Annotated in this window: 15 protein-coding genes, 1 tRNA gene and 1 pseudogene; 7 read left to right on the top strand and 10 right to left on the bottom strand. The window is 63.9% G+C overall.

Features of this window, described 5'->3' with window-relative positions; all coding sequences use genetic code 11:
• Nucleotides 1-73: 73 nt before the first annotated feature.
• The 3 genes and pseudogenes from ACD584_RS10225 to ACD584_RS10215 all read left to right on the top strand — a co-directional run bounded on the left by ACD584_RS10225 (nt 74) and on the right by ACD584_RS10215 (nt 8,991).
• Nucleotides 74-3,538: a glycoside hydrolase family 2 gene (locus ACD584_RS10225; RefSeq protein ID WP_076037070.1), complete on the top strand. Its 3,465-nt coding sequence runs from the start codon at nt 74-76 to the stop codon at nt 3,536-3,538.
• A gap of 138 nt (nt 3,539-3,676) precedes the next feature.
• Nucleotides 3,677-6,612, top strand: a pseudogene (locus tag ACD584_RS10220) (TonB-dependent receptor).
• A 747-nt stretch (nt 6,613-7,359) separates the two neighbouring features.
• On the top strand, nt 7,360-8,991 hold the full coding sequence (locus ACD584_RS10215; protein WP_175611862.1) for a glycoside hydrolase family 6 protein: 1,632 nt from the start codon (nt 7,360-7,362) through the stop codon (nt 8,989-8,991).
• A 355-nt stretch (nt 8,992-9,346) separates the two neighbouring features.
• On the opposite strand, the gene ACD584_RS10210 is transcribed toward ACD584_RS10215, so the two are convergent.
• The 5 genes from ACD584_RS10210 to ACD584_RS10190 all read right to left on the bottom strand — a co-directional run bounded on the left by ACD584_RS10210 (nt 9,347) and on the right by ACD584_RS10190 (nt 13,555).
• Entirely contained in the window at nt 9,347-10,396 is a 1,050-nt protein-coding gene (locus tag ACD584_RS10210; RefSeq protein WP_076037069.1) for a LacI family DNA-binding transcriptional regulator, read from the bottom strand.
• A 51-nt stretch (nt 10,397-10,447) separates the two neighbouring features.
• Nucleotides 10,448-11,866 (bottom strand): M20/M25/M40 family metallo-hydrolase, encoded by a 1,419-nt coding sequence (locus ACD584_RS10205; RefSeq protein ID WP_076037068.1) that lies wholly within the window; start codon nt 11,864-11,866, stop codon nt 10,448-10,450.
• Between the two features lie 114 nt (nt 11,867-11,980).
• A complete protein-coding gene (gene mscL, locus ACD584_RS10200; RefSeq protein ID WP_011038263.1) occupies nt 11,981-12,412 on the bottom strand; it encodes a large-conductance mechanosensitive channel protein MscL in 432 nt (143 codons plus the stop codon).
• 61 nt (nt 12,413-12,473) lie between these two features.
• Entirely contained in the window at nt 12,474-13,187 is a 714-nt protein-coding gene (locus ACD584_RS10195; RefSeq protein ID WP_012437544.1) for a fumarylacetoacetate hydrolase family protein, read from the bottom strand.
• 92 nt (nt 13,188-13,279) lie between these two features.
• Nucleotides 13,280-13,555, bottom strand: a complete 276-nt coding sequence (locus ACD584_RS10190; RefSeq protein WP_011038261.1) for a hypothetical protein — start codon at nt 13,553-13,555, stop codon at nt 13,280-13,282.
• A gap of 406 nt (nt 13,556-13,961) precedes the next feature.
• Between ACD584_RS10190 and ACD584_RS10185 the strand changes: the two genes are divergently transcribed.
• The gene (locus ACD584_RS10185; RefSeq protein ID WP_050912565.1) at nt 13,962-14,303 is read left to right on the top strand and encodes a Rieske (2Fe-2S) protein; all 342 of its coding nucleotides are present in this window, start codon (nt 13,962-13,964) and stop codon (nt 14,301-14,303) included.
• A gap of 344 nt (nt 14,304-14,647) precedes the next feature.
• Here ACD584_RS10185 and ACD584_RS10180 read toward each other — a convergent pair whose 3' ends face one another.
• The 4 genes from ACD584_RS10180 to thiS form a co-directional block, all read right to left on the bottom strand.
• Nucleotides 14,648-16,510: an SLC13 family permease gene (locus ACD584_RS10180; RefSeq protein WP_011038259.1), complete on the bottom strand. Its 1,863-nt coding sequence runs from the start codon at nt 16,508-16,510 to the stop codon at nt 14,648-14,650.
• Nucleotides 16,511-16,576: 66 nt separating this feature from the next.
• Nucleotides 16,577-17,362 carry a tRNA (guanosine(46)-N7)-methyltransferase TrmB gene (gene trmB, locus ACD584_RS10175; protein WP_070689962.1) on the bottom strand — a complete coding sequence of 262 codons (786 nt, stop codon included), beginning with the start codon at nt 17,360-17,362 and terminating at the stop codon, nt 16,577-16,579.
• A gap of 142 nt (nt 17,363-17,504) precedes the next feature.
• Nucleotides 17,505-18,299, bottom strand: a complete 795-nt coding sequence (locus ACD584_RS10170) for a thiazole synthase (protein WP_011038257.1) — start codon at nt 18,297-18,299, stop codon at nt 17,505-17,507.
• A gap of 48 nt (nt 18,300-18,347) precedes the next feature.
• Nucleotides 18,348-18,548 (bottom strand): sulfur carrier protein ThiS, encoded by a 201-nt coding sequence (gene thiS, locus ACD584_RS10165; protein ID WP_076037067.1) that lies wholly within the window; start codon nt 18,546-18,548, stop codon nt 18,348-18,350.
• A 188-nt stretch (nt 18,549-18,736) separates the two neighbouring features.
• Here thiS and ACD584_RS10160 point away from each other — a divergent pair, with 188 nt between their 5' ends.
• The 3 genes from ACD584_RS10160 to ACD584_RS10150 all read left to right on the top strand — a co-directional run bounded on the left by ACD584_RS10160 (nt 18,737) and on the right by ACD584_RS10150 (nt 22,345).
• Nucleotides 18,737-20,521: an autotransporter outer membrane beta-barrel domain-containing protein gene (locus ACD584_RS10160; protein WP_076037066.1), complete on the top strand. Its 1,785-nt coding sequence runs from the start codon at nt 18,737-18,739 to the stop codon at nt 20,519-20,521.
• Between the two features lie 123 nt (nt 20,522-20,644).
• A tRNA-Gly gene (locus ACD584_RS10155) sits at nt 20,645-20,718 on the top strand.
• Between the two features lie 67 nt (nt 20,719-20,785).
• On the top strand, nt 20,786-22,345 hold the full coding sequence (locus ACD584_RS10150) for a site-specific integrase (RefSeq protein ID WP_076037065.1): 1,560 nt from the start codon (nt 20,786-20,788) through the stop codon (nt 22,343-22,345).
• A gap of 126 nt (nt 22,346-22,471) precedes the next feature.
• On the opposite strand, the gene ACD584_RS10145 is transcribed toward ACD584_RS10150, so the two are convergent.
• The gene (locus ACD584_RS10145) at nt 22,472-22,696 is read right to left on the bottom strand and encodes a hypothetical protein (protein ID WP_139328388.1); all 225 of its coding nucleotides are present in this window, start codon (nt 22,694-22,696) and stop codon (nt 22,472-22,474) included.
• Between the last annotated feature and the right edge of the window lie 571 nt (nt 22,697-23,267).

Raw genomic sequence — 23,267 nt, 5'->3', positions numbered from 1 at the left:
GCGGCAGTTACGGGCAACATCGCGTCAGCGATGTTCACCGTTGCTTGGCAGTAGAGCTTGGGAGAGGCCTCTAATGCTGATGGTTCGCAAGGCGTTCCGCCGTGGAGCGCTGTGGCTGTTGTGTGGTTGCGTGGGCTGGACTGCAGTGGAGGCTGCACCCGCCAAGGTCGATCCGCCCGGTCCTTATGACGTGCGCGTGCTCGCAGGCGGCGTTGGCTTGAGCAAGACGCTGGCCGCCGATGCACCGATGCTGGCGGCCGACGCAGACTGGAGTGTGTCCGGTTGGGTGCGTCCTGCCATGGACGTGCCCGGTACCGTGCGCATTGCAGGTCTAGGTGATGCGCACGGCGACGGGCTTTTCTTCGTGATCGACAACGGCCGTCTTGGTTTTGCCCAAGGCGATGCCGTGCTGCGCAGCAAACAGGCGTTGCCGGTAGGTACGTGGACGCAAATTGCAGCGGTGGCGCAAGGTGCACGGCTGACGCTGTATGCCAATGGACGCCAGGTGGCCAGTGGCACGCGCGTGTCACGTGCGGTGGCGCCGGCGCTGGTCTTCGGCCCACGCGTGCCGGCCGATGCCGCGTCGCTGCACTTCGGTGGCGACATCGCCAATTTCACCGCGCGCGCCGGTGCGCTCGATGCAGCCGCTATTGCGCAGCAGGCACGTCACGCGCCGAATGCAGTGTTGCAGCGCTTCGAAGATGCGTCGCCAGGCTGGCGCGTGCAGACCAAACAAATGGCTGGGCAGCTCGAACCGCAACCGGCCGCCACGCTGCCACGCAGCGCCGCACCGTTCTCCGCACCGGTGGCCAAGCCCGTCACCGATGCGCCCGCATTGCAGCCGCTGGATGCGCTGTCATGGCGCGTGGGCGGCTGGCAGCTGGCCGCTGCGCCTGACCTCGGCACGCGTGGTGGTGCCGAGCTGTCGCGTGGCGCTGCACCTTCCAGTAGCGCATGGCATGTGGCCACGGTGCCGGGCACGGTGCTCACCACGCTGGTCGATCGCGGCGTGTATCCAGATCCGGATGTCGGCCTCAACAACATGGCCATTCCCGAATCGCTGAGCCGCCAGGACTGGTGGTACCGCAGCACGTTCGAGCTGCCTGCCAGCACGCAGGGCAAGCGCCTGGAACTGGTGTTCAACGGCATCAACTACGCCGGCGAGATCTGGGTCAACGGCGTGCAGGTGGGGCGTACGCGTGGCGCCTTCGCGCGTGGGCGGTTCGATGTCAGCAGCTACCTCACGCCCGGCCGCAATGCGATTGCCGTGCGTGTTTCGCCGCCGCCGCATCCGGGCATTGCGCACGAGCAGTCGATGACCGCCGGCGTTGGCGAGAACGGTGGCATGCAGGCACTGGATGGGCCCACCTTCATTGCCAGCGAAGGCTGGGACTGGATCCCGGCCGTGCGCGACCGCAATGCCGGGCTCTGGCAGGACGTACAGCTGCATGCCACCGGCCCGCTCGCGGTCGGCGACACGCACGTGGTCACCGCCAAACTGGCGCGCGACCATCGCCGCGCCGAGCTGGAAATTGCCGTGCCATTGCGCAACACTAGCGGCGCTGCGGTGCAGGGCACAGTGCAGCTTGCCTTCGGTGATGTGCGTATCCAGCGTGAGGTCAACGTGCCTGCGGGCGGCACCACGCTCACACTCACCGCCGCCGATACGCCGGAGTTGGTGGTGACCAATCCACGGCTGTGGTGGCCGAATGGGTATGGCGAACCATCGCTGTACACCTTGCAGGTCGGTGTCGCAGCGGGCGGTGCGCAGTCGGATCTGCAGCAACTGCGGTTCGGTATTCGCGAGGTCACTTACGAGCTGTCGTTGTTCGACGAACGTGGCGCACTGCGTCGTGTGCTGGTGGATCTCAATCAGGCCCGGCAGCGTGGCGAGCGCATCGTCGATGTGCGACACGCCGCCATTCGCCCGGTGCCCGGTGGCAATGCGCAATCGCTGTATCCCGGCGCACTCGCGTCGCCAGCGGTGACGCAGCTGGATGACAGTACGTTGGCCCCGCATCTGGTGCTGCGCATCAACGGTGTGCGGATTGCGGTCAAGGGCGGTAATTGGGGCATGGACGATTGGCGCAAGCGCGTCTCACGCGAGCGCCTGGAGCCGTACTTCCGCCTGCAGCGCGATGCGCACTTCAACGTGGTGCGCAATTGGGTGGGGCAGAACACAGAAGCGAGCTTCTTCGACCTGGCCGACGAATACGGCATGTTGGTGTTGAACGACTTCTGGCAATCCACGCAGAACTACAACATGGAGCCGGCCGACGCGGCGCTGTTCCTGGCCAATGCCGCCGAGGTCATCACGCGCTTTCGCAACCATCCTTCAATTGTGCTGTGGTTCGGCCGCAACGAGGGTGTTCCCGCGCCGATCCTCAACGAAGGCCTGGACGCGCTGGTCGCCGCGCTCGATGGCACGCGCTGGTACACCGGCAGTTCCAACGAAGTGAATCTGCAAGGCAGCGGCCCGTACAACTATCGCGAGCCGGTGGCGTACTTCAACAAGCTGGCGCAGGGCTTCTCGGTGGAAGTGGGTACACCGTCGTTCTCTACCCTGGAGTCCTTCAAGGCGTCGGTACCTGCGGTGCAGGATCAATGGCCGATCAGTGACAGCTGGGCGTATCACGACTGGCATCAGTCCGGCAACGGCGATACCGCCAGCTTCATGCGCTCGCTCAGCGACAAGCTTGGCGCACCAACCAGTCTGGACGATTTCGAACGCAAGGCGCAGCTGCTCAATTACGAAACCCACCGCGCCATCTTCGAAGGGTTCAACGCGCAGTTGTGGACGAAGAACAGTGGCCGGCTGCTGTGGATGAGCCACCCGGCGTGGCCCAGCAACATGTGGCAGATCTACAGCCACGATTACGACACCCACGCCGCGTACTACGGCGTGCGCAATGCCGCCGAGCCGCTGCACGTGCAGATGAATCTGCCCGGCCACGAAGTCGTGGTGGTCAACAACACGACTACAGACGTGCGCGGCCTGCGTGTGCGTGCGGAGACCTATGCGGCCGACGGCCGCCTACTGCAACAGCGCGAGCAGGCGGTGGATGCAACAGCGGTGGCGGTGTCTGCACCCGTGCTGCAGCTGGCGCCATTGCTTGCGGACGCAAAGGAACTGGGCTTTGTGCGGCTGCAGTTGCTGGAGCACGACGGCACGGTGCGCTCGCGTAATTTCTACTGGGTGGCGCGCGACGCCGCTGCCATGCGCGGCTTGGACGCATTGGCGCTGGTGCCACTGGAGCTCACCACGCAGCTGCAGGCAGGTGATGCGCCGGTGTTGAGCGCCACTGTGCGGAATCCCTCGCAGCACGTGGCCCTGGGCGCCAAGCTCACCTTGGTGGATGCGCAAGGCCAGCGCATCTTGCCGGCCTACTACAGCGACAACTATCTCAATCTTGCGCCTGGCGAGAGCCGCACCGTGGAAATTCGCGGGCCGGCCGAAGCCAGCTTGCGCGCCGCGCGCGTGCAGTTGCGCGGGTGGAATCTTGCACCGTCTTCGGGCACCGCCAGCGGCAGTCCCTAGCGGCGTCCTTGCAGTTGCTATGCCGTGCCCCCGCACGGAGCTCGCACTGGCGCGTTGCACGCGTCAGACACACCGTGCCGCCCCCCGGCGGCACCATTCGAAATGGTCGTGGAGTGTTGTCATCCCTGGGAGGGGACCATGAACAAGTTGCTGTCGAATACACGTCATACACCGCTGGCCGCCGCGCTCGCGGCCGCACTGACCTTGCTGGCTGGTGGCGCGCAAGCGCAGGACGCCAGTGCCGGCGCAGGTGTCACCGAGTTGGACAAGGTCATGGTCAAGGGTGTGCGCGGTGCGCAGGCCGAAGCCATCGAAAACAAGCGCACTGCCGCGCAATCATCGATTCAATTTCGGCTGAAGACATCGGCAAGCTGCCCGACGTCACCATCACCGATTCGTTGCAGCGCGTCCCCGGCGTACAGATCCGGCGCTCCGCCGGTGAAGGCTCACAGCTCAATATCCGCGGCATGCCGCAGGTGCAGACCACGATGAATGGCGAGCTGTATCTGAGCGCCGGTGGTGGCGACCAATTCGGCCAACCGAACATCGGCCGCGCACAGCCGGATTTCGTCGACATCCCGCCGACGCTGTTCAGTGGCGTGGACGTGATCAAGTCGCCCACTGCCGCCGATCTGGATGGCGGCATCAGCGGCACGGTCTCGCTGAAGACGCGTCGCCCGTTCGATCTGCCCGAAGGCTGGACCTTCAGCGGTCAGGCCGAAGGTTCCTACGGCGACCGCGTGGAAGAACTCAACGAGTTGTACTCGGGCCTGGCCAGCTTCCGCACCGAACGTTGGGGCGCCCTGCTGGCGGTGTCGTATTCCGATGCCACCCTGGAAAACAAGCACCCCAGCGTGTATTCCAACGGCGCGCAAAAATCCACCGAGCAGAACGTGGGCTTCGACTTCAACGGCGATGGCCGCATCGGCAGCAATACCGATCCGTCCAATCTGCCGCGTGATTATTTCTATAACTGGGTCGCCACCGAACTGGATAACCGCAGCACCGACCGCCAGCGCACCGGCGTCAACGGCTCGTTTCAGTTCAACATCAACGACTCGTGGACGGTGCTGGCCGACGCCGCCTATACCAAGCTCGAAGACCAGGACACCTCGGTGGCCGCGCAGCTGCATACCGGCTGGGCCACCAATCAGCTGCAGCCGGGATCGGTGGTCGATTCCAACGGCGTGCTCGAATACGGCCAGTTCCGCTACAACCGCTTCCAGGCGCATTCGATGGCCGGCGTGGCCGATTCGGATTCGCTCAACACCAACCTGGAGCTGCGCTTCGATGACGGCGGCCCGTTCCGTGCATCGTTCCGCTGGGTGCATGGCGATGCGCAGCGCACCTACGACGAAGCGCGTGCCGATGCGGTGGTGACACGCGGCGATCAGATCACCCGCGCCGGCGGCGTGACGCAATGGGCAAACGCCAATGGCTTGCCAACCGTGGATGCCTCGGTGGATTTCCGCGGCACCTACCCGGCGGTCAACCTGGGCACCGATGTGTCCAACCCGGACAACTGGCAGCTGATGTCGACCTGGGCGCAGGGCAACAAGATCGAAGCGACGATGGATGCATTCCGTGCCGATGGCACCTTCGAGTTCGACGAAGGTGTGGTGCGCGGCTTCCAGTTCGGCATCCGCTATGGCGAGCGCGAGGTCAAGCTGGACACCTATCGCTACCTGTCGCCGGTATCGACCACATGCGCAGACCCCAACCGCTCGCTGTACTACTTCAAGGACCCGCTGATCTCCGACACCTGCAGCGGCGTGTCCGAAGCGCGCCTGCTGCCGTTCAATTCCATCCCCGGCTACTGGGCGTACTTCAACGACTTCGATCCGCTCAAGGTTACCGGCCTGGGCAGCCAGGGGTTGCCGGCGATCAATCCGCAGGTCATGAAGGACCCGGTGGGGTATCTCAACAGCCTGTATCCGGGCAACGTGGCCTACCAGCAGGCCGCCGATTCGTACAAGGTCACCGAAAAAAGCACGGCGGCGTATTTCCTGGCGAATCTGGAAGGCGGTACCGGCAGTGCCGTGCCGTGGACGGCCAATATCGGCGCACGCATCGTGCAGACCAAGCTGGCGATCGATCAGTATCTGAGCAGCGGCAACGTGTTTATCGGCAATGTCGAATGGAACGGCGTCAGCCCGGCGATCGGTACCAACCGTCTGAATCGCCAATACACCGACGTGCTGCCCACCGCCAACCTGTCGCTGGACATCACCGACGCGCAGAAACTGCGTTTCGCGTACAACAAGGCGGTGGCGCGCCAGGATTTACCCGATCTGGGTCGCGGTCTGGTGAGCTTCTATGCGGTCAATGGCACGCCACCGCGTAACCCCGCGCTGCCCTCCGATGCGGTGCTGTTCCTCAATGGCCGTTCCGGCAACCCGGATCTGGATCCGTACCGCGCCACCAACTACAACGCGTCGTGGGAATGGTATTTCTCCGATGCGTCGTTGGTCAGCGTGGGCGCGTTCCTGATCGACGTGAAGTCGTTCCCCACCACGGTGACCAACATCGAGCCGCAGCCCGATGCCGACGGTGTGGTGCGGCTTGGCGGCCCGGTGGAGCGCATCGTCAATGGCGGTGGCGGCAAGATCAAGGGCTTCGAAATCGGCTATCAACAGGCCTTCGATTTCCTGCCCGGCTGGCTGAGCGGTTTCGGCACCAACATCAACTACACCTTCTCCGATGCCGATACCGACAACACCGATATCGAAGGCAACACGCTGCCGATCGGCGACAACTCCAAGCACCAGGCCAATGCGGTGCTGTGGTATCAAAAGGACAAGTTGCAGGCGCGCGTGGCCTACAACTGGCGCAGCAAGCGTTTCAGCCAGGTCAATAACGGTGCGTGGGGCGATGAGCTGGCGATCTGGAACGACGACGTCGGTTATCTGGATGCCTCCTTCAGCTACGACGTCAACGACCACCTGACGCTGTACGCACAGGCCACCAACCTCACCGGCGAGAGCGAGCGGCGTTACGCGCAGTGGACCAACCACTATTACGACCAGAACATCTTCGAGCGTCGTTATTACGCGGGCCTGCGTTTGCGTTTCTGATCCGGCTGCACCCCATGCGGCATGGCGCGCATCCGCGTCGTGCTGCATGTTCTTCTATCCAGACTCTCCACGCGATCATTGCGCGTTCTTCCCGTCGCCGTTTTCATGCGGCGCTGCAGTACGCCTGACGGAAACGTCGGGCACCCTCCCATTCGGCCGCATCGTCGGGAAGCGATGTGGCCGTTTTTTGTGCGTGCTGGCACATCCATTTGTGTCGTAATGCCTGGACTGCACCGATGGGTGTAGCGGGTATTCGGATCTGTGTCCGAACGCAATCTTTGGCGATTGCGCCGCTCACAGCTGCGGCGTAGTTTGCGCATGGCGAGCTTGGTCACGCCGCTCGCAAGCACAGCAGTCAATGCTGCTCGCTCACTCGCTCCCTGGAGATCATCCACTCATCACGCAAGTGCCGGAACGCGCTTATCGGCCCGGTACCCTGCCCCTGATACACGCTGAGCGTTATGCGTTTTCGTCTGGATCAAGGCCATCTGGCCTGCCTCCTTGCGTGCGCGTTGCTGATGTCTTGCTCTCGTACGCCGTTGCGGATGTGCGCTGGCGGAGCGTGTCCGATCGCCTTCCAAGGAGTCTTCGATGGGTGCCTTTACAGAAATGGGAGTAGGCCAATACCACCACGGTCGTGCTGAAAGAACATCCGCAATCCCTGAGAACCAACCACGGAAAAAGGTGAATACCATGCGTTCCAATCAAGGCATCCGTCGCAACATCAAGCGCACACTGGCGTTGTCATTGCTGGTTGCAAACCCTTTGCTGATCGCGGCGGTGTCCGCGCAATCGCATGTCGATAATCCCTTCGTAGGCGCAACCGGTTATGTGAATCCGGATTACGCAAAGAAGGTGGATGCATCGATTGCGAAAGTGAAAGGTGTGCCGCTCAAGGCGAAAATGGGCGTGGTCAAAAACACTCCCACGGCAGTCTGGCTCGATCGCATCGATGCGATTGCCGGCGGCTCAAAGAACGCCGGGCGCCTCGGTTTGCGCGCGCATCTGGACGCGGCGCTGGCGCAAAAGAAGGCCAACACACCCATCACCGCCAGCTTCGTCATTTACGATCTGCCCGGGCGCGACTGCCATGCACTGGCATCCAATGGCGAACTGCCGCTCACTCCCGCAGCGCTGGAGCGCTACAAGAAAGAATACATCGACGTGATTGCCGGCATCTTTGCCGACCCGAAGTACAAGGATATCCGCATCGTCAATGTCATCGAGCCCGATAGCCTGCCCAACCTTGTCACCAACTTGAACGACATGCGCTGCGCATTGGCCAACTCCACCGGCATCTACGAGGCCGGCATCAAGTACGCGATCAACAAGCTGCACGCAATTCCCAATACCTACAATTATCTGGATATCGGCCATTCCGGCTGGTTGGGTTGGGATAGCAATCGCGGCCCGACCATTGCGCTGTACACACGCGTGGTGCAGGGCACCGCCGCGGGCCTGTCCAGCGTCGATGGCTTTGTGACCAACACCGCCAATACCACGCCGTTGAACGAGCCCAATTTGCCCAACCCCGAGTTGAGCGTGAATGGCCAGCCGATCAAATCGGCCAAGTACTACGAATGGAATCCGTATTTTGACGAGACCGATTTCACCCAGGCGCTATATAGCGGATTCGTCGGTGCGGGCTGGCCGGGCACGATCGGCTTCATCATCGATACCGGGCGCAATGGCTGGGGCGGGCCGAATCGCCCGACTGCGGCAGTCGGCAGCGACATCACGACCTATGTGAATTCCGGGCGCATCGATCGCCGGCTCCACCGTGGCAACTGGTGCAATCAGAGCAACGCCGGGATCGGCATGCCGCCCGCTGCAGCGCCGGGCGCGCATCTGGATGCCTATGCATGGGTCAAGCCACCGGGTGAGTCGGATGGTTCCAGTACGCTGATACCGAATAATGAAGGCAAGGGCTTCGACCGGATGTGCGACCCCACCTACACCACGGCCGATGGCGTGCTCAGTGGTGCGATGCCGGGCGCGCCGATTTCCGGCGCCTGGTTCCACAACCAGTTCGTTGCCCTGGTCAACAACGCCTATCCGGACATCGCGACCGCCAGCGCTGCATCTGTTGCACTGGCGCCGCGCCAGGTACCGACTGCAACCCGTGGGCTCACCGCTACGGTGGGAGACAGCAACGTCAAGCTGAGCTGGTCGGCCGTCAGCGCCGCAGCCAGCTACACCGTGCAGCGCCGCGCCGGCACCACGGGGGCATTGACGACGGTGAGCAGCAACGTCACCTCAACCACCTATCTAGACCGCGCGGTCGACAATGGTGCCGCGTACACGTACGTGGTGATGGCCAACAACGCGGCAGGTGCGAGCGCGCCATCGGCGATGGTGATCGCCCGGCCGAACAAGTAGCCGTCTTGCTCTTCTCAGTGCAATGAGTTGATCGCAACGCAGTCTGCGGTGATGGCGGTCGTGAACACGACGGCCGCCATCAGCGAGCCCCGCAGCCCTACACATCGTGTCATGCAGCTGTTTTCGCGCTTTGCCTGCAGGGCGTCGTGTGTCAGTACGAAATTGCGAACTTCGCTCTGATCGTCTGAGCCGGATTGCTGTGCTTCCCATCACTGGCATAGGCCGGTGGCTGCAGTTCGCCCGGTCGCAAGCCCGGGCACCCTCCCATTTAGCCGCATCGGCGGGAAGCGATGCGGTTTTTTTTTGTGCGTTGCACGTGCAGCCACACGTTTGCAACCATCACCACATCACCACATCACCCCACCCGCGCAGCCGTCGAGCCGCGTTTCACCAACGTGTACTTCATCACCTGATGCACGCCCTGCACTGGTGCGCCCTTGCGTCGTTCGCGAATGGCGTCGGCCAGCAGCGAGACGGCGGCGCGGCCCATGGCGGTGACCGGTTGATGCACGGTGGTGAGTTCGGGCCAGATGGTGGTGGCCACCGGCGTGTCGTCGAAGCCGGCCACTGACACATCCTCGGGCACGCGCAGGCCCAGCCCGTGCGCCACCGCTACGGTGGCTGCTGCCATGTCGTCGTTGCTGCAGAAGATCGCCGTGGGCGGTGCGGACTGTGCGAGCAACGCGCGCGCGGCGAGCAGGCCCGAGTGATAGGTGAACAACCCCTCGGCGATCAGTGCCTCATCGATCTTGAGCCCCGCCGCCTGCAGGCTGTCGGCGTAGCCACTGGCACGCAGCGCGCTGGGTGTGTGTTTTGGGTCGCCCTTGATCAAGGCGATGCGGCGATGGCCAAGCGCGATCAGATGATCGACAAGCGCGCGCGCGGCCTGGTAGTCGTCGATGCGCACCGAGCTGATCTGCGCCATCGGTGCGCCACTGGCCACCGCCACCACCGGAATGCCGCGTGCATCGAGTTCGGCAATGGTCTGGCGCGAATCGCACAACGGCGGCGGCAGGATCACGCCGTCCACGCCGGCGGCGAGCAGGCGTTCGGTGGCAGCGCGCTGGCTGCGGATGGCGCCGCATTTCTCCACCAGCACCTGGCTGCCATTGAGACTGCTCTGTTCGAGCAGGCCGAGCATGAATTGATTGAGGTACGCCGCGCTCGGGTTGCTGTACAGCACGCCGATGCGCAGCAATCCACTGGTGCGCAGCGAGCGGCCGGCCAGATTCGGCCGGTAGCCCAAGGCCTGCACGGAAGCCTCCACCCGCACCCGCATGTCTTCGCCCACATGCGGGTGGCGGTTGATGACGCGCGAGGCTGTCATCGGCGAGACGCCTGCGTGTTTGGCGACATCCAGCAGGGTTGCTGCCGTGGTCGCAGTGCGTTGCCGCTTGGCCGCCATCGTGTGTGCTCGTCCTGGAGTTGAAGCGCACCGCTGGCAGTGCGCCTCAGCTTACTCGTTCGGCGGCTGCACAGACTTTGCGCGGCTGCCGAAATCGCCATCGGCTTCGGCGGCCAGATACGCGAACACGGTGTAGGCGGCCACGTTCTGCGCGAGCGCCTTCGGGTCGATCTTGTCCAGCGTGTCGTCTGCGGTGTGGTGCAGATCGAAGTAGTCGGTGCCGTCCTGCGCCAGCCACGCCCAGGCACCGCCCTTGGCGGAGATCGGCCCCACATCCGGGCCAGGGCCGCCCTTGCTGGGCTCATACGCGATGCCCAGCGGCTTCAGCACTTCGGCAATCTGCTGGGTGGCCGCGCGCGATTGTTCCGGCGCCGCCGAACCGGTGTTGAAGGCGTAGATGCGCCCGGCACCGAAGTCGCTTTCAGCGCCAATCTGATGCAGCGCCATGTCCTTGGCATCCTTGCCATGCGCAGCCGCATACGCCTTGCCGCCGTACAGGCCCTGCTCTTCGTTGGCGAAGGCCACCACGCGAATCGTGCGCTTGGGCGCTTGCTTGAGCTGGCTGATCAGATGGCCGGCGGCCATGGTGATCGCCACGCCCGCGCCGTCGTCAATGGCGCCGGTGCCCAGGTCCCACGAATCCAGATGCCCGCCGATCACCACCACTTCCTTCGGCTTGCTACGCCCGGTGATCTCACCGATCACGTTGTACGAAGTGGCCGTGCCATCCCAGCCGCAATCCAGCGCCAGCCGCACGCGGGTGCTACCCAGGGCCGCCAGGCGTGCCAACTGGTTGGCATCGGGCACAGACAATGCCGCTGCCGGTACCGGGGTCAGGCCTTCATCGAAACGGGTGATGCCGGTGTGCGGTACGCGATGCGAGTCGGTGCCGGCCGAGCGCATCACAAAGCCGATGGCGCCTTTGCGGATTGCTTCGGAAGGGCTTTTGCTGCGCACTGCGCCGCCGTTGCCGTAGTCCTTGCCGTCGCGCGCCTTGACCATCTGGTAGTCGACAAAGGCAATCTTGCCGGCCAGGGAACCCGCCGGCGCCGCCTGCAATGCGGCCAAGTTCTCGAAGCGCACGATCTCGCCTTCCACAGTGCCGCCCGGGCTGCCGCCCAGCGCAGTGATATGCAAGGGCTGCGCATGTGTGCCGAGGACGGCGGCCTGCTCGCTGCGGCGCTCCCACTTGGGGAAAGTGACCGGCTCGGTCCAGACCTTGTCAAAGCCCAAGGCCTTGAACTTCGCCTTGGCCCAGGCCACCGCGCGTGGATCCGCTTCACCGCCGGCAATGCGCGGGCCCACTTCGGTGGTCAACGATTCCACCACTGCAAAGCCGGTGCTGTCGGCCAGCGCCTGCTCGCGCAACTGCGCGGCGGTGCGCAACGCGTTATCGGGAATGCTGGTGGGCGCGGCAAGCGCTGCGGAGGTGGCAAGCAGGGCGGAGATGGCGACAGCGAGGCGACGCATGCAGGACGGCTCCAACAACAAGGGGGACCCCGAGCTTATCAGCGCGAGGTCCCCCGTCTGCGTGCGAAAAGTCATCCTCGTGTGCGAAGTGCGCGCAAGGATGTGGCCGCTTGCTTACGGCACGGTCGGATTCTTGAGCGTGTCGTTCTTGAGCGAGTCGCGGATCTCGCGCAGCAGCAGCACTTCTTCGCTCGGGCCCTTGGGAGCATCCGGCTTGCGCTGGCTAAGGCGGTTGATCAGCTTGACCACCAGGAAGATCGCAAAGGCAATGATCACGAACTGCACGACGGTGTTGATGAAGTCACCGTAGCCGATCACCACGGCAGGAATTTCCTTGCCGGTGGCATCCACGCCCGCCGGTTTGAGCACCCACGCCAGCCGCGAAAAATCCACGTTGCCGATGGCCCAGCCGATCGGCGGCATGATGATCTTTTCCACCAGCGCGGTGACGATCTTGCCGAACGCCGCGCCGATGACCACACCGACCGCCAGGTCGATGACATTGCCACGCATCGCGAATTGCTTGAATTCGCTGACCATTCCCATAGTGCACTCCAGATGGGGACGCGGACCCACTGCCGCTGCAGCGATCGTAGCCCGGCCGATGTCAGCCCGCGATGATGCCGTGGCGTTCGGCCACATTTTCCAGGCGCGCACTGAAGTGATCGCCCGGCAGCAACGGGCCGACGCCGGCCGGCGTGCCCATGAAGATCAGATCGCCCGCGCGCAATGCATAGAGCTTGGACAGCTCGTGCAGGATCTCCGGCACATTCCAGATCATCTGGTCCAGCAACGATTGCTGGCGCACTTCGCCGTTGACTTCCAGCGACAGGTTCAATGCATCGAGCGCACCCACTTCGCCGGCATGCACCAGCTCGCTGATCGGTGCGGAATGATCGAAGCCCTTGGCGATGTCCCAGGGCAGGCCCTTGGCCTTGGCCGCGGCCTGCAGATCACGACGGGTCAGGTCCAGGCCCACGCCGTAGCCATAAATCAGGGCCTCGGCCTGGTCCACAGGCAGTTCACCGGCGGGTGCATCGCTGCCCAAGGCCACCACCAGCTCCACCTCGTGGTGCAGCTCCTTGGTGCCGGGCGGGTAGGGGATGTGGTCGCCATGACCCACCACGATGGCGTCGGCCGGTTTCATGAAGAACGTGGGCTGGCCACGTTCGGCCTTGGACGCCGGCGCGGTGGCGCCCATTTCTCGGGCGTGATCTGCAAAGTTGCGGCCGACGCAGTAGATGCGGTGCACCGGAAAACTACCGCCACCCACCACCGGAATGCGCGGGACATCGGCAGCGGGAATCACATCGTGGGTCATGCACGCATCCTCAAAGACAGGACGCGTGAGTCTAGCTGCTTGGCGGTGCAGGCGAAAACAACGCTCGCCTCAGGCGCGCTGCAGCGTGCGGCTCAGTGCGAGAGCGGAAGGGCCGGCTTGCGCACTACGTGGTACTCGGCCTCCACCACGCGGGCGTGCTGCGGCGCGCGGCGGTTGGACTTGCTCAACAATTTCCAGGCCACGCCACCAAGGATCATTGCAGCGCCCACGAACACGCTGAAGAAGATCAGCACGGCCAGGATAGCCAGGCCGGCGAGGCCAGCGGCAACGCGCACCAACGGGTGACGCGGCTTGCGCGGCGCAAACAGGTGGTGGAGGTTGCCGAATTGGAAGATGCGTGCGGGCATGGCGGTGGGCTGCCGGAGGAAACGAGGGGGCAGTATCGTTGCGGTTTCATGTCATTGAGTGAAAAGTTCGTTAAATCGAGTGCCGTTCTGTTAAGCCCATCACATTGGTTGTGTTGGGAACCACGCGCTTCGCGTGTTGTTGTTGGGCCTGCACGCGGTTGTGTCTGCTAATTGCGATCGCTTGGCTGGGATTAGCTGGTTGCAGAAGCTGCAGCGTGTAGTGGGAAAGTCGCCGTGCGGGCTGGCTGATAGTCAGATGCGTTAGTTGGTACGACTGCGCGATGGCCGAAGCCGCGCGGAGCCGCAGTTGCGCGGACGCCGCCGCGTTGAAATGGCGCAATGCGCCTGGGCGCAGTCTCCATGGAGCGGCATGGCACAATCAGGTCTGTTCGCAGCGATCGATCCCATGTCGTCACTACCGCCCACCGCGCCGATTCCGTTGGCGCAGATTCCCGATGCCGGATTTTTAGAAGTCGAAGCGCTGTGGGATGGCGGGCCGGAATCGGTGGTGTTGTACCGCGAGGGTGCACAGGTTCGCGCCTGGTTGAACGTGTGCCCGCACGCTGGCCGCCGGCTGGATTGGGCGCCCGGCCAGTTTCTCAAGACCAAGGAAGGCCAGCTGGTGTGCGCCGCGCACGGCGCGGCGTTCGAGCTGGATGCCGGCGAGTGCGTCAGCGGGCCGTGTCGCGGTCAATCGCTGGTGGCGGTGCCGGTGCGCATCGATGGCGAGCAGGTGCTGCTGGGGTGAGCTGGCCTGGGCCTAGAGGGGCCTCATGCGGCATCGCGAGGGCAGCCGTCGCTATGCTGTAGACCGCACGTTTCGAGACTGTTGGACTGCAAGACTGCTGGAGGTAGTGCGCGCAGTGCACCGGCATCCGCCACGCACTGCCAGTGCCAGTCACGCCTATCCGCGTGTTGCGATGCCGTCGCCGGTCAGATGCTCAATGTAAAGAATGCCCATTGATCGCAGCGCCACTGCAATGGATTGCATGCATCGACCGCAGCGCACCGCACGTATTCGAACGTCGGCACGAAGGCGCGCCATCACTCAGCACAGAAGCAGCAACGCTTCGCGCTGCTGCAACAGTGCACTCAGCGCGCCGCCCACCAGAACATCAGGTTGATCATCGTCACCATCACCACGATGTAGATCAGTGACAGCGGTGCGCCCACGCGCCACAGCTCACGCGGCTGGTAGTTGGCCGGGCCGGTCACCATCGAGATCACCGGGTTGGAGGCGGTCATCAGGTTGTTGGATGCCGACAACGCTACGATCAAGGCGAACGCCGTGGGGTTGCCGTTGGCCGCGAGCGCCAGGTTGACCGCGATCGGCACCATCACAATGGTCGCGCCGACATGGCTGATCACCAGCGAGAAAGCGGTCGTCAGCAAGGCCAGGCTGATCTCCAGCGCCCACACCGGCATGCCTTCCGGCAGGCGGTCGATGGTGTGGCCAGCCACCCACGCTGCGGTGCCGCTGCTATCCATCGCCCAGCCGAGCGGAATCAGCCCGGCCATCATGAAGATGGTCTTCCAGTTGATCGAGGCGTAGGCCTCGTCCATGCGCAGCACGCCGGTCACCAGCATGCAGGCCACCCCGGTCATCAAGGTCAGTGCCACCGGCAACTTGGAGGTCAGTGCAATCAGGATGGTGAAGGCGAAGATCGCCATCGCGATCTTGAACTTGTGCGGGCGCTGTTCGCCCTTCGGGAAGTCGGTGACCGGCACGAAGTCGCGGCTTTCCGCGGCCTGCGCCAGGTCCTGCCAGATGCTGTGGAACACCAGCATGTCGCCGGCGCGCAGTGCCACGTTGCGCACGTCCTCGCGAATCACCTGCTTGTCGCGGTTGATCGCCAGCAAGCTGATGCCGCTTTGCTTGCGCAGCCGCAGCTCGGCGGCGTTCTTGCCGATCAGGCGCGAGTTGGGCGGAATCACCGCCTCGGAAATACCAGCCAGGCTTGGGTTGAACAGATCGCCCAGGTTGCGCAGGCGCGAGGACATGCGCAGGAAATGGTTCTGCGCAAAGTCGGTCACGTCCTGGCGCTTGCCCATCGCACCCAGCACGCTGCCGACCCAGATGCGCATGTCAGCCGGCGGGGCCAGGCGGGTGTCGTTGCCGGTCTTCAGCGCCAACAGCAGCGGCGCATCGTGAATGGCTTCGGCCTCGCCCAGGGTCATGCCCACCAGTGGGCTTTCGGCGGTGACGGTGAGTTCGAACACATCGCCGTCGATGCCGTAGGTCTTGGCGAAATAGCTCTCGGTGCGCGAGGGCGTGACGCCCTCATTGATCAGGCGCTCTTCCTCGATCAGCTTGCGGTCGCCGTAGAACCGGAAATACAGCAGGGCAGCCACCAGCAGCGCTAGGCCGATCGGCAGCGGCGCAAACATGGTCAACGGCTCGATGCTGGCCATGCCCGAGGGCAGGTTGTTGTTGGCCGACACCAACAAATCGTTGAGCAGGATCAGCGGCGAATTACCCACCATGGTGAGCGCACCGCCCATCACGATCGCCGCGGCGATCGGCAACAGCATGCGTTGCAAGGTGAGCCCGGTGCGTGCGGCCAGCCGCGAGGCGACCGGCAGGTACAGCGCCATCACCGAGGGGTTCTGCATGAATGACGAATTCAGGCCGGAAATGCCCAGCGTCATCATCATCAGCCGCTGCTCGCTGCCGTGCGAACGCCGCAGCAACCAGGTGGCCAGGCGGTTCAAGGCGCCGGTGCGCTCCAGCCCCGCACCCAGGATGGTGGTGGCGATGATGCTCATCACCGCGTTACCGGAGAAGCCGCCAAACAGTTCCTCCGGCGCCACCAGCCCGGTGACGCCCAACACCACCAACACGATCAACGCCACCACGTCGGCGCGGATGCGCTCGAACAGGAACATCGCCATCGTAAAGCCGACCAGCCCGAGGACGAGCTTCATGTCGTTGGTCAGCGTTAGCGCGGTGTCCATGAGGTGCCGGGAATGGGGAGTCGGGAATGGGGAATGGCAAGAACGGATGGCGCTGACGCGTGCAGGTTATCCGGGCGCCGCTGGCGCCTGCCCTGGCGATTCCCGATTCTCCATTCCCGATTCCCGGTCATACAGCAAATCCCACACGCCATGGCCCAGCTTCTGGCCACGGGTCTCGAAGTGGGTTTGTGGGCGCCAGGCGGGGCGTGCGACGTGGCCGCGTGGGCCGGCGCGATTCACCAGGCCTTCGGTGGCGTCGAGTACGTCCCACATCTGTTCGGCGTAGTCGGCCCAGTCGGTAGCTGCGTGCAAGCGGCCGCCTGCGCGCAGCTTGCGCACCAGCAGCTGCGCGAACGCCGGCTGCACCAGGCGGCGCTTGTTGTGGCGCTTCTTGTGCCACGGGTCCGGGAAATAGATGCGCACTTCATCCAGCGCGCCGTCGGCGATCTCGCGCTCGAGCACTTCCACTGCATCGTGGTGATACAGGCGCACATGCGTGGCGCCGTCATCGTCCAGCGCATTGAGCAGCCGCCCGACACCGGGGGCATGCACCTCGATGCCGATGTAGTCGCGCGCAGGGTCGTGCTGGGCTGCGAAGCGCAAGGCCGCACCATTGCCGAAACCGATCTCCAGCACCTTGGGTGCGGGGCGGCCGAACACGGCGTCGAGGTCGCGCGGGGTGCCGGTGTAGTCCAGGCCGAAGCGCGGCCACAACTCGTCGAACGCGCGCTGCTGCGCCGGCGTAAAGCGGCCCTGGCGCAACACGAAGCTGCGCACCTGGCGGCGGCCCTCTTCGATGGTGAAGGGCTTGGGCGGCATCTTGGCGCCGTCGCTGGTGAAAGGATCAGTCATGAAAAATCAGCCATCGGCGAACAACGCCCTGTCCCGCCGGAAGAGGGGGGTGAGTAAAGGAAAAATGCAAGCCAAGCAGGCGTCGCGCCGCAGCCCGCGCCAGGCGCAGGCCGCGCATGCAAGGCCATCTCGGCGCGCCTGCTCATCCGATCACGCCATCGACCGGGCTCGATGCCGAGGCGTAGCGCTTGCGTGGAATCCGGCCAGCCAGGAACGCCTCGCGGCCGGCTTCGATCGCCTTGCGCATCGCGCTGGCCATCAGGATCGGGTCGCGGGCACCGGCAATGGCGGTGTTCATCAGCACGCCGTCGCAGCCCAGTTCCATCGCAATGGCGGCATCGGAGGCGGTGCCCACGCCGGCGTCGACGATGATCGGCACCTTGGCGTTTTCGATGATTTCCAGCAGGTTGTACTTGTTCTGGATGCCCAGGCCCGAGCCGATCGGCGCGGCCAGCGGCATCACCGCCACGCAGCCGATCTCTTCCAGCCGCTTGGCCAGGATCGGGTCATCGGAGGTGTACACCATGACCTCGAAGCCGTCGGCGACCAGTTGTTCGGCGGCCTTGAGCGTCTGCACCACGTCCGGATAGAGCGTGCGCTCGTCGCCCAGCACTTCCAGCTTGGTGAGGTTGTGGCCATCCAGCAGCTCACGGGCCAGCCGGCAGGTGCGCACCGCGTCTTCGGCGGTGTAGCAGCCGGCGGTATTGGGGAGCAGGGTGTAGCGGTCCGGCGGCAGCACATCGAGCAGGCTGGGCGCGTTGGGGTCCTGGCCAATGTTCACCCGGCGAATGGCCACGGTGACGATCTGCGCGGCAGCGGCCTCGGTGGCCAGGCGGGTTTCGTCCAGGTCCTTGAACTTGCCGGTGCCGGTCAGCAGGCGCGAACGGTAGGGCTTGCCGGCGATCACCAGCGCATCGGAGGGGGCGGAAAGTGTCATGCGGCGATTATCACCGATCGAGCGTGGCTGCGCCGGCACTTGCCGCGATCAACCGCCGCCCAGTGCATGCACGATTTCCACCACGTCGCCCTCGCGCAGCGCATGGGTGGCGTGCAACCCGCGCGGGACGATTTCGCCATTGACCTCCACCGCAACGCGGCGCTGCGCCAGACCTTCAAGTTCCAGGAGCGCGGACAACAGCACGTTGTCGGGAAGCGTGCGTGGAGTGCCGTTGAGTTGAATGTTCATGTCATCATTGTTGCATCGCGTGCCGCCAGGGCGCGCGTTTTGCGTTATGCGGCAATGCAGCGTGAGCGTGGACGGCGAGGGTGAAACGATGTGCCATTCGCCGGCGTACGTATGCAGGCCGGTCCGGTTCCACTCTACCTTGAGCAGGCATTCCCATGGCTTCAACCCTTCGCCCGATCCGTTCCCTGATGGCCGTGGCCATCGCGCTGGCGGCCAGCCCGGCCATGGCCGACTCGGCCTTCGATCAAACCGTGTTCTTCGGTGACAGCCTCACCGACAGCGGTTACTACAACCCGCTGCTGCCGGCCGCCTCGCGCGCGGTCACCGGCAAGTTCACCACCAACCCGGGCTGGGTGTGGGCCGAATACGTGGGCGACCACTTCGGCACCAATGCGGCGCCCAACGGCAATGGCCAGACCGGCGACAACTATGCTGCCGGCGGCGCGCGCATCCAGGCCAGTTCGGTCAGCGAGCTCGGCGCAGCACCGTCGGTGACCAGCCAGGTCAATACCTATTTGGCGGCCAACGGTGGTCAGGCCAACCCGAATGCGCTGTACACCGTGTGGGGCGGCGCCAATGACCTGCTCGCTGCAGCCACCGCGCCTGCCCAGGCGCAGGCCATCATCGGCAGCGCCGTGACCGCGCAGGTGGGCGCGGTTGGCGCGCTGCAGGCCGCTGGCGCACGTTATGTGATGGTGCCGACCATTCCGGATGTGGGCATCACCCCGCGCTTCCGCGCCGGCGGTGCCGCCGCCATGGCGCAGGGCACGGCCGCTGCCACCGCCTACAACACCGCACTGTTCAACGGCCTGCAGTCGGCCGGCCTGCGGGTGATCCCGGTCGATACCTTCCACATCCTGCAGGAAGTGGTTGCCGACCCGGGCACTTACGGTTTCAGCAACGTCACCGGCACCGCCTGCAACCCGGCGCTCGCGCTGCCGGCCTGCAACCCCACCAGCCTGGTCGCCGCGAACGCGCCCAACACCTATGTGTTCGCCGACGGCATCCACCCCACCACGGCCACCCACCAGATCCTGGGCCAGTACGCCATCTCGCTGTTGGAAGCGCCGCGCCTGCAGCAGGTGCTGACGCGCTCCGCCCAGGCCGGCGGCCGCGCACGTGCCGACCAGGTGGCCTGGCACCTTGATGGCAAGCCCGAGGCCGACGGCCTGCGTTGGTGGGGGAGCGTGCGTGGCGACATTCAGCGCTATGACGATGCGGACCTGTACGACGGCATGGCGCCGGCCGGCTTGTTCGGCGTGGATTGGACCGCCGGTGACCTGGTGTTCGGCAGCTTTGCCGGTTTCGGCCGCATGGATGCCGACTTCGGCAACCGCAACGGCAGCTTCAAGCAGGACGACACCACCCTGGGCGGTTTCGTCGGCTGGTACACCGGCCCGGTCTGGGTCAACGCCCAGGTCAGCTACAGCTGGCTGAGCTACGACGTGGACCGCGAAGTCCAGCTGGGGCCGGCCACCCGCGTGCACAGCGGCTCGCCGGACGGCAGTAACCTCACTGCCGCGGTCAATGCCGGCTATTCGCTGGGCGAAGGCAACGTCAAGTACGGCCCGGTGGTTGGCCTGACCTGGCAGAAGCTCAAGCTCGACGGCTACACCGAAAGCAACGAAAGCTCCACCGCGCTGGGCTATGCCGACCAGGACATCGACTCGCTGGTGGGCCGCATCGGCTTCCAGGTGCGCCTGGATGGCGCGCCGGTCAAGCCGTACCTGCAGGCCACCTACGACCACGAGTTCAAGGACGGCACCGAAGCCAGCGCCTGGCTGCAGTCGATGCCGGAAGTGGGCATGTACACCGTCCCGGGCCAGAACTTCGACCGCAACTACGCGACCGTTGTGCTGGGCGCCCGCACCGGCATCTGGGGCCTGCAGAGCAACATCGGCCTGAGCACCACCACCGCCCAGCGCAGCGCCCGCGACGCCACCGTGTTCGTGAACTTCAGCGGCAACTTCTAACCGTACCCGCTGCACCCGCAGCGCTAAGGCTTGTCTACGACAAGGGCCGGGCAACCGGCCCTTGTCATGTACGCCACGCATTGCGCCCAAGGCCTGCCGGCGCATAAACTCTGCCCACGCCACGCGGGCGTAGCTCAATGGTAGAGCTGTAGCTTCCCAAGCTACTGACGTGGGTTCGATTCCCATCGCCCGCTCCAGAGCTTCTACTCAGTCCGTAACTTCTTGATTGAGTTGGATATTCAGGCCGATTGATGATTCCGAGCGATGCCCCTTGAGGTATCAATCGAGGTATCAATCTTGCCCAAGCCTCTGATGATCTCGCGCTCGGCAGGCCTGTATGCGCGCTTCTTTGTTCCCACCGATCTTCGAGCCACGATTGGCTCGCGTTACCTTGTCCGATCGCTGGGAAACCGTCGTGGGGACCACGCCAGGCTGGCGGCGGCCACGATGGGGATGGCACTATCGATTGCATTCGATGCCATGCGGAAAGGGATTGCCGTGGATCTTGAAGAGCTGCTGGAAAAGGTTCGCAGTGGGGACATCAAAGAGCTGACGCTGAAAGATGTGACGCTGCCGGACGGCACGCGCATCGCTCAGGCGCAGCTGGACAACCCTGCCGATGCTGGGATGTTCGGAGACCTCATGGTGCGGTCGCGGCAGACGGAGCCCACTGAGGTCATGGCGGCGAGGGTGGCGAAGCGTCGGCAACAGTTGCGCGAGGGCAGTCAACGCATATCCGGCGATGCCCCCAAAACGCTGATGCTGTCCAAGGCGATGGCTGATCATTTGAGGGACCTGGCCGGGGCCCGCCTGCATCAGAAGACCGTGTTGGAAAGCCGCCACACGCTGCGCCTTTTTGCCGGAATCATCGGCAAGGACGTCCCCGTAGCCTCGCTGACCCAGGATCACGTTCGGGCCTTCTTTGAGGGCGTGCGTTACTGGCCCTCGAATGCGACCAAGCGGCCGGCCTATCGGGACCTGTCGGTGCCCGAGGTCATCAAGCTGGCGAAGAAGAACCAGGAGCCGGAACCGGCGGCGTGGACCATGGCGAAGCACCGGCAACGGCTAAGCGTGTTCCTGGTGTCGCTGGTCGAGGGCAAACACCTGGCGGTGAACCCACTGGCAGGCATCCGAGCGATTTCCACGCCTGACTCGGAAGACACGGGCTCGCCTTTCACGGACGCCGAGTTGAAGGCCATCTTTGACCCGGTGGAGTTCCCGAAGTGGGCGTCGAAATACCCGCATCGGTGGTTCGGGCCGATCCTTGGGCTCTACTCCGGCGCTCGCGTCAACGAGATCGCACAGCTCCGGCTTGAGGACATCGACACCATCGACGGCGTGCCCGGCTTCTTCGTCCGGAAGATCGGGAAGAAGCAGAGCATCAAGAACAAGCACAGCCGGCGGTTTATTCCGCTGGCCCGGCCGGTTATCGAGGCCGGGTTCCTCACCTACGTGGAGGAGGCAAGGGAAGCTGGGGTCGAGCGGCTATTCCCGGACCTGCCCAACTCGACCGGGCTGGGCTATGGGCGGCAGTTGAGCCGCCAGTTTTCCGTCTATATCAAGCGGCAAGGGGTATCGGAGAAGGGCCAGGGCTTCCACGGGTTCCGCCATACCATTGCTTCAAAGCTGGACGAGGCGGGAGTGTCGGCTTCAGCGATCGGAGCGCTCACCGGCCACGGGACTGGTCAGACCGTGCTGGAGAAGTTCTACATTGATCGGAGGAGCTTGCCGGACCGAGTGGCTACGTTGGCGAAGTTGAGCGAGCTTGCGGCGATCCCCGCCTACGAGCCAACGCTGTTCAAAAACAACCTGACAAGACAGTAGGGTGACGGAGAGAGGGGCGGATCGACCCAAACCCTTTGATGCTGCGGCAGATCGCAAAGCGGAAAAGCCGCGATAAAGCGGCTTTTTTGTTCATCTAAAATGCTGGGCGAGATGTGTGACTGACGGCTAGCGCTGACGTGCCTTACCAGCCATGACGCCAAAATTGCTCAGGAGCGGTAGGCCGCCGTTTCGGCTAGAAATCTCCTGCAGCATAGCCTTATCGAAAGCAAAAGCCTCCTTAACAGACTTATGCTGTCCCTTCAGCACAAGGCTCACAGCATCAGCCGTCAGGGCCGCTTTTGCTTTCTGAAGTGCTGGCGACGATGTCTTATAGAGAAGAAAGTTAGCCATAGGGTTACCTCCTAGTTCGTTAGAGCTTAGTCCAATGATCCTTGCTTGTCAAATGCGTCTGTGCTAGGGCAGCTTCCAGACAAGCTTGACAATCCTTTTGCCCTTCCTTACCTCTCTGGTGAAGCCCAAGTTTTTGTAATAGTCGATGAGCGCTTCTAGCGGACGGTCCACCGCTATTTCTTTACAACCCAACTCCTCCGCTAATGCTATTAGAAAAGCGGTGGCGACCCGTCCAAGGGAGATGCCGGGTTGAGGTATTAGGGGGCTTCTCTGAAGATAGTGGATTGTGGCCACTACCCGGCGTCGACTCACCCTGCCAATCGCTAAACCGTAAAGAGAGTCGTCCACCCACACCGCTACGTCTACCCTACAGGCCTTGTTTGAAAAGTCGTTCCAAAGAACTTTCCAGTCCCAGTCCGGCACTTGAGTTGTCGTGGGCGGGTTGATTGGGACCAACCAAGAGTTCGCTTCAGCGCGGGCATGACCGTCAATCTCAGTAAGCCGAACCTCAGAACCTGTTCACGATCTTCTAAGTAATAGTGCCAAGAAGGCCAAATGGATGAACTGCAGG

It is taken from the genome of Xanthomonas sp. NCPPB 2922 (assembly GCF_041520885.1).
GTDB classification, from domain to species: domain Bacteria; phylum Pseudomonadota; class Gammaproteobacteria; order Xanthomonadales; family Xanthomonadaceae; genus Xanthomonas; species Xanthomonas campestris.
The sequence above is the reverse complement of the archived record's forward strand: the minus strand, read 5'-3'. Positions and strand labels throughout refer to the sequence as shown.

What these genes read in the sequence shown, in the direction of transcription:
- ACD584_RS10160 (WP_076037066.1), top strand. Translation starts at nt 18,737, where the DNA reads ATGGCCGTGGCCATCGCGCTGGCGGCCAGCCCGGCCATGGCCGACTCG.
- ACD584_RS10180 (WP_011038259.1), bottom strand. Translation starts at nt 16,510, where the DNA reads ATGGACACCGCGCTAACGCTGACCAACGACATGAAGCTCGTCCTCGGG.
- ACD584_RS10185 (WP_050912565.1), top strand. Translation starts at nt 13,962, where the DNA reads ATGTCGTCACTACCGCCCACCGCGCCGATTCCGTTGGCGCAGATTCCC.
- ACD584_RS10225 (WP_076037070.1), top strand. Translation starts at nt 74, where the DNA reads ATGCTGATGGTTCGCAAGGCGTTCCGCCGTGGAGCGCTGTGGCTGTTG.
- ACD584_RS10170 (WP_011038257.1), bottom strand. Translation starts at nt 18,299, where the DNA reads ATGACACTTTCCGCCCCCTCCGATGCGCTGGTGATCGCCGGCAAGCCC.
- ACD584_RS10205 (WP_076037068.1), bottom strand. Translation starts at nt 11,866, where the DNA reads ATGCGTCGCCTCGCTGTCGCCATCTCCGCCCTGCTTGCCACCTCCGCA.
- thiS (WP_076037067.1), bottom strand. Translation starts at nt 18,548, where the DNA reads ATGAACATTCAACTCAACGGCACTCCACGCACGCTTCCCGACAACGTG.
- ACD584_RS10150 (WP_076037065.1), top strand. Translation starts at nt 20,786, where the DNA reads ATGCCCCTTGAGGTATCAATCGAGGTATCAATCTTGCCCAAGCCTCTG.
- ACD584_RS10190 (WP_011038261.1), bottom strand. Translation starts at nt 13,555, where the DNA reads ATGCCCGCACGCATCTTCCAATTCGGCAACCTCCACCACCTGTTTGCG.
- ACD584_RS10195 (WP_012437544.1), bottom strand. Translation starts at nt 13,187, where the DNA reads ATGACCCACGATGTGATTCCCGCTGCCGATGTCCCGCGCATTCCGGTG.
- ACD584_RS10210 (WP_076037069.1), bottom strand. Translation starts at nt 10,396, where the DNA reads ATGGCGGCCAAGCGGCAACGCACTGCGACCACGGCAGCAACCCTGCTG.
- trmB (WP_070689962.1), bottom strand. Translation starts at nt 17,362, where the DNA reads ATGACTGATCCTTTCACCAGCGACGGCGCCAAGATGCCGCCCAAGCCC.
- ACD584_RS10145 (WP_139328388.1), bottom strand. Translation starts at nt 22,696, where the DNA reads ATGGCTAACTTTCTTCTCTATAAGACATCGTCGCCAGCACTTCAGAAA.
- mscL (WP_011038263.1), bottom strand. Translation starts at nt 12,412, where the DNA reads ATGGGAATGGTCAGCGAATTCAAGCAATTCGCGATGCGTGGCAATGTC.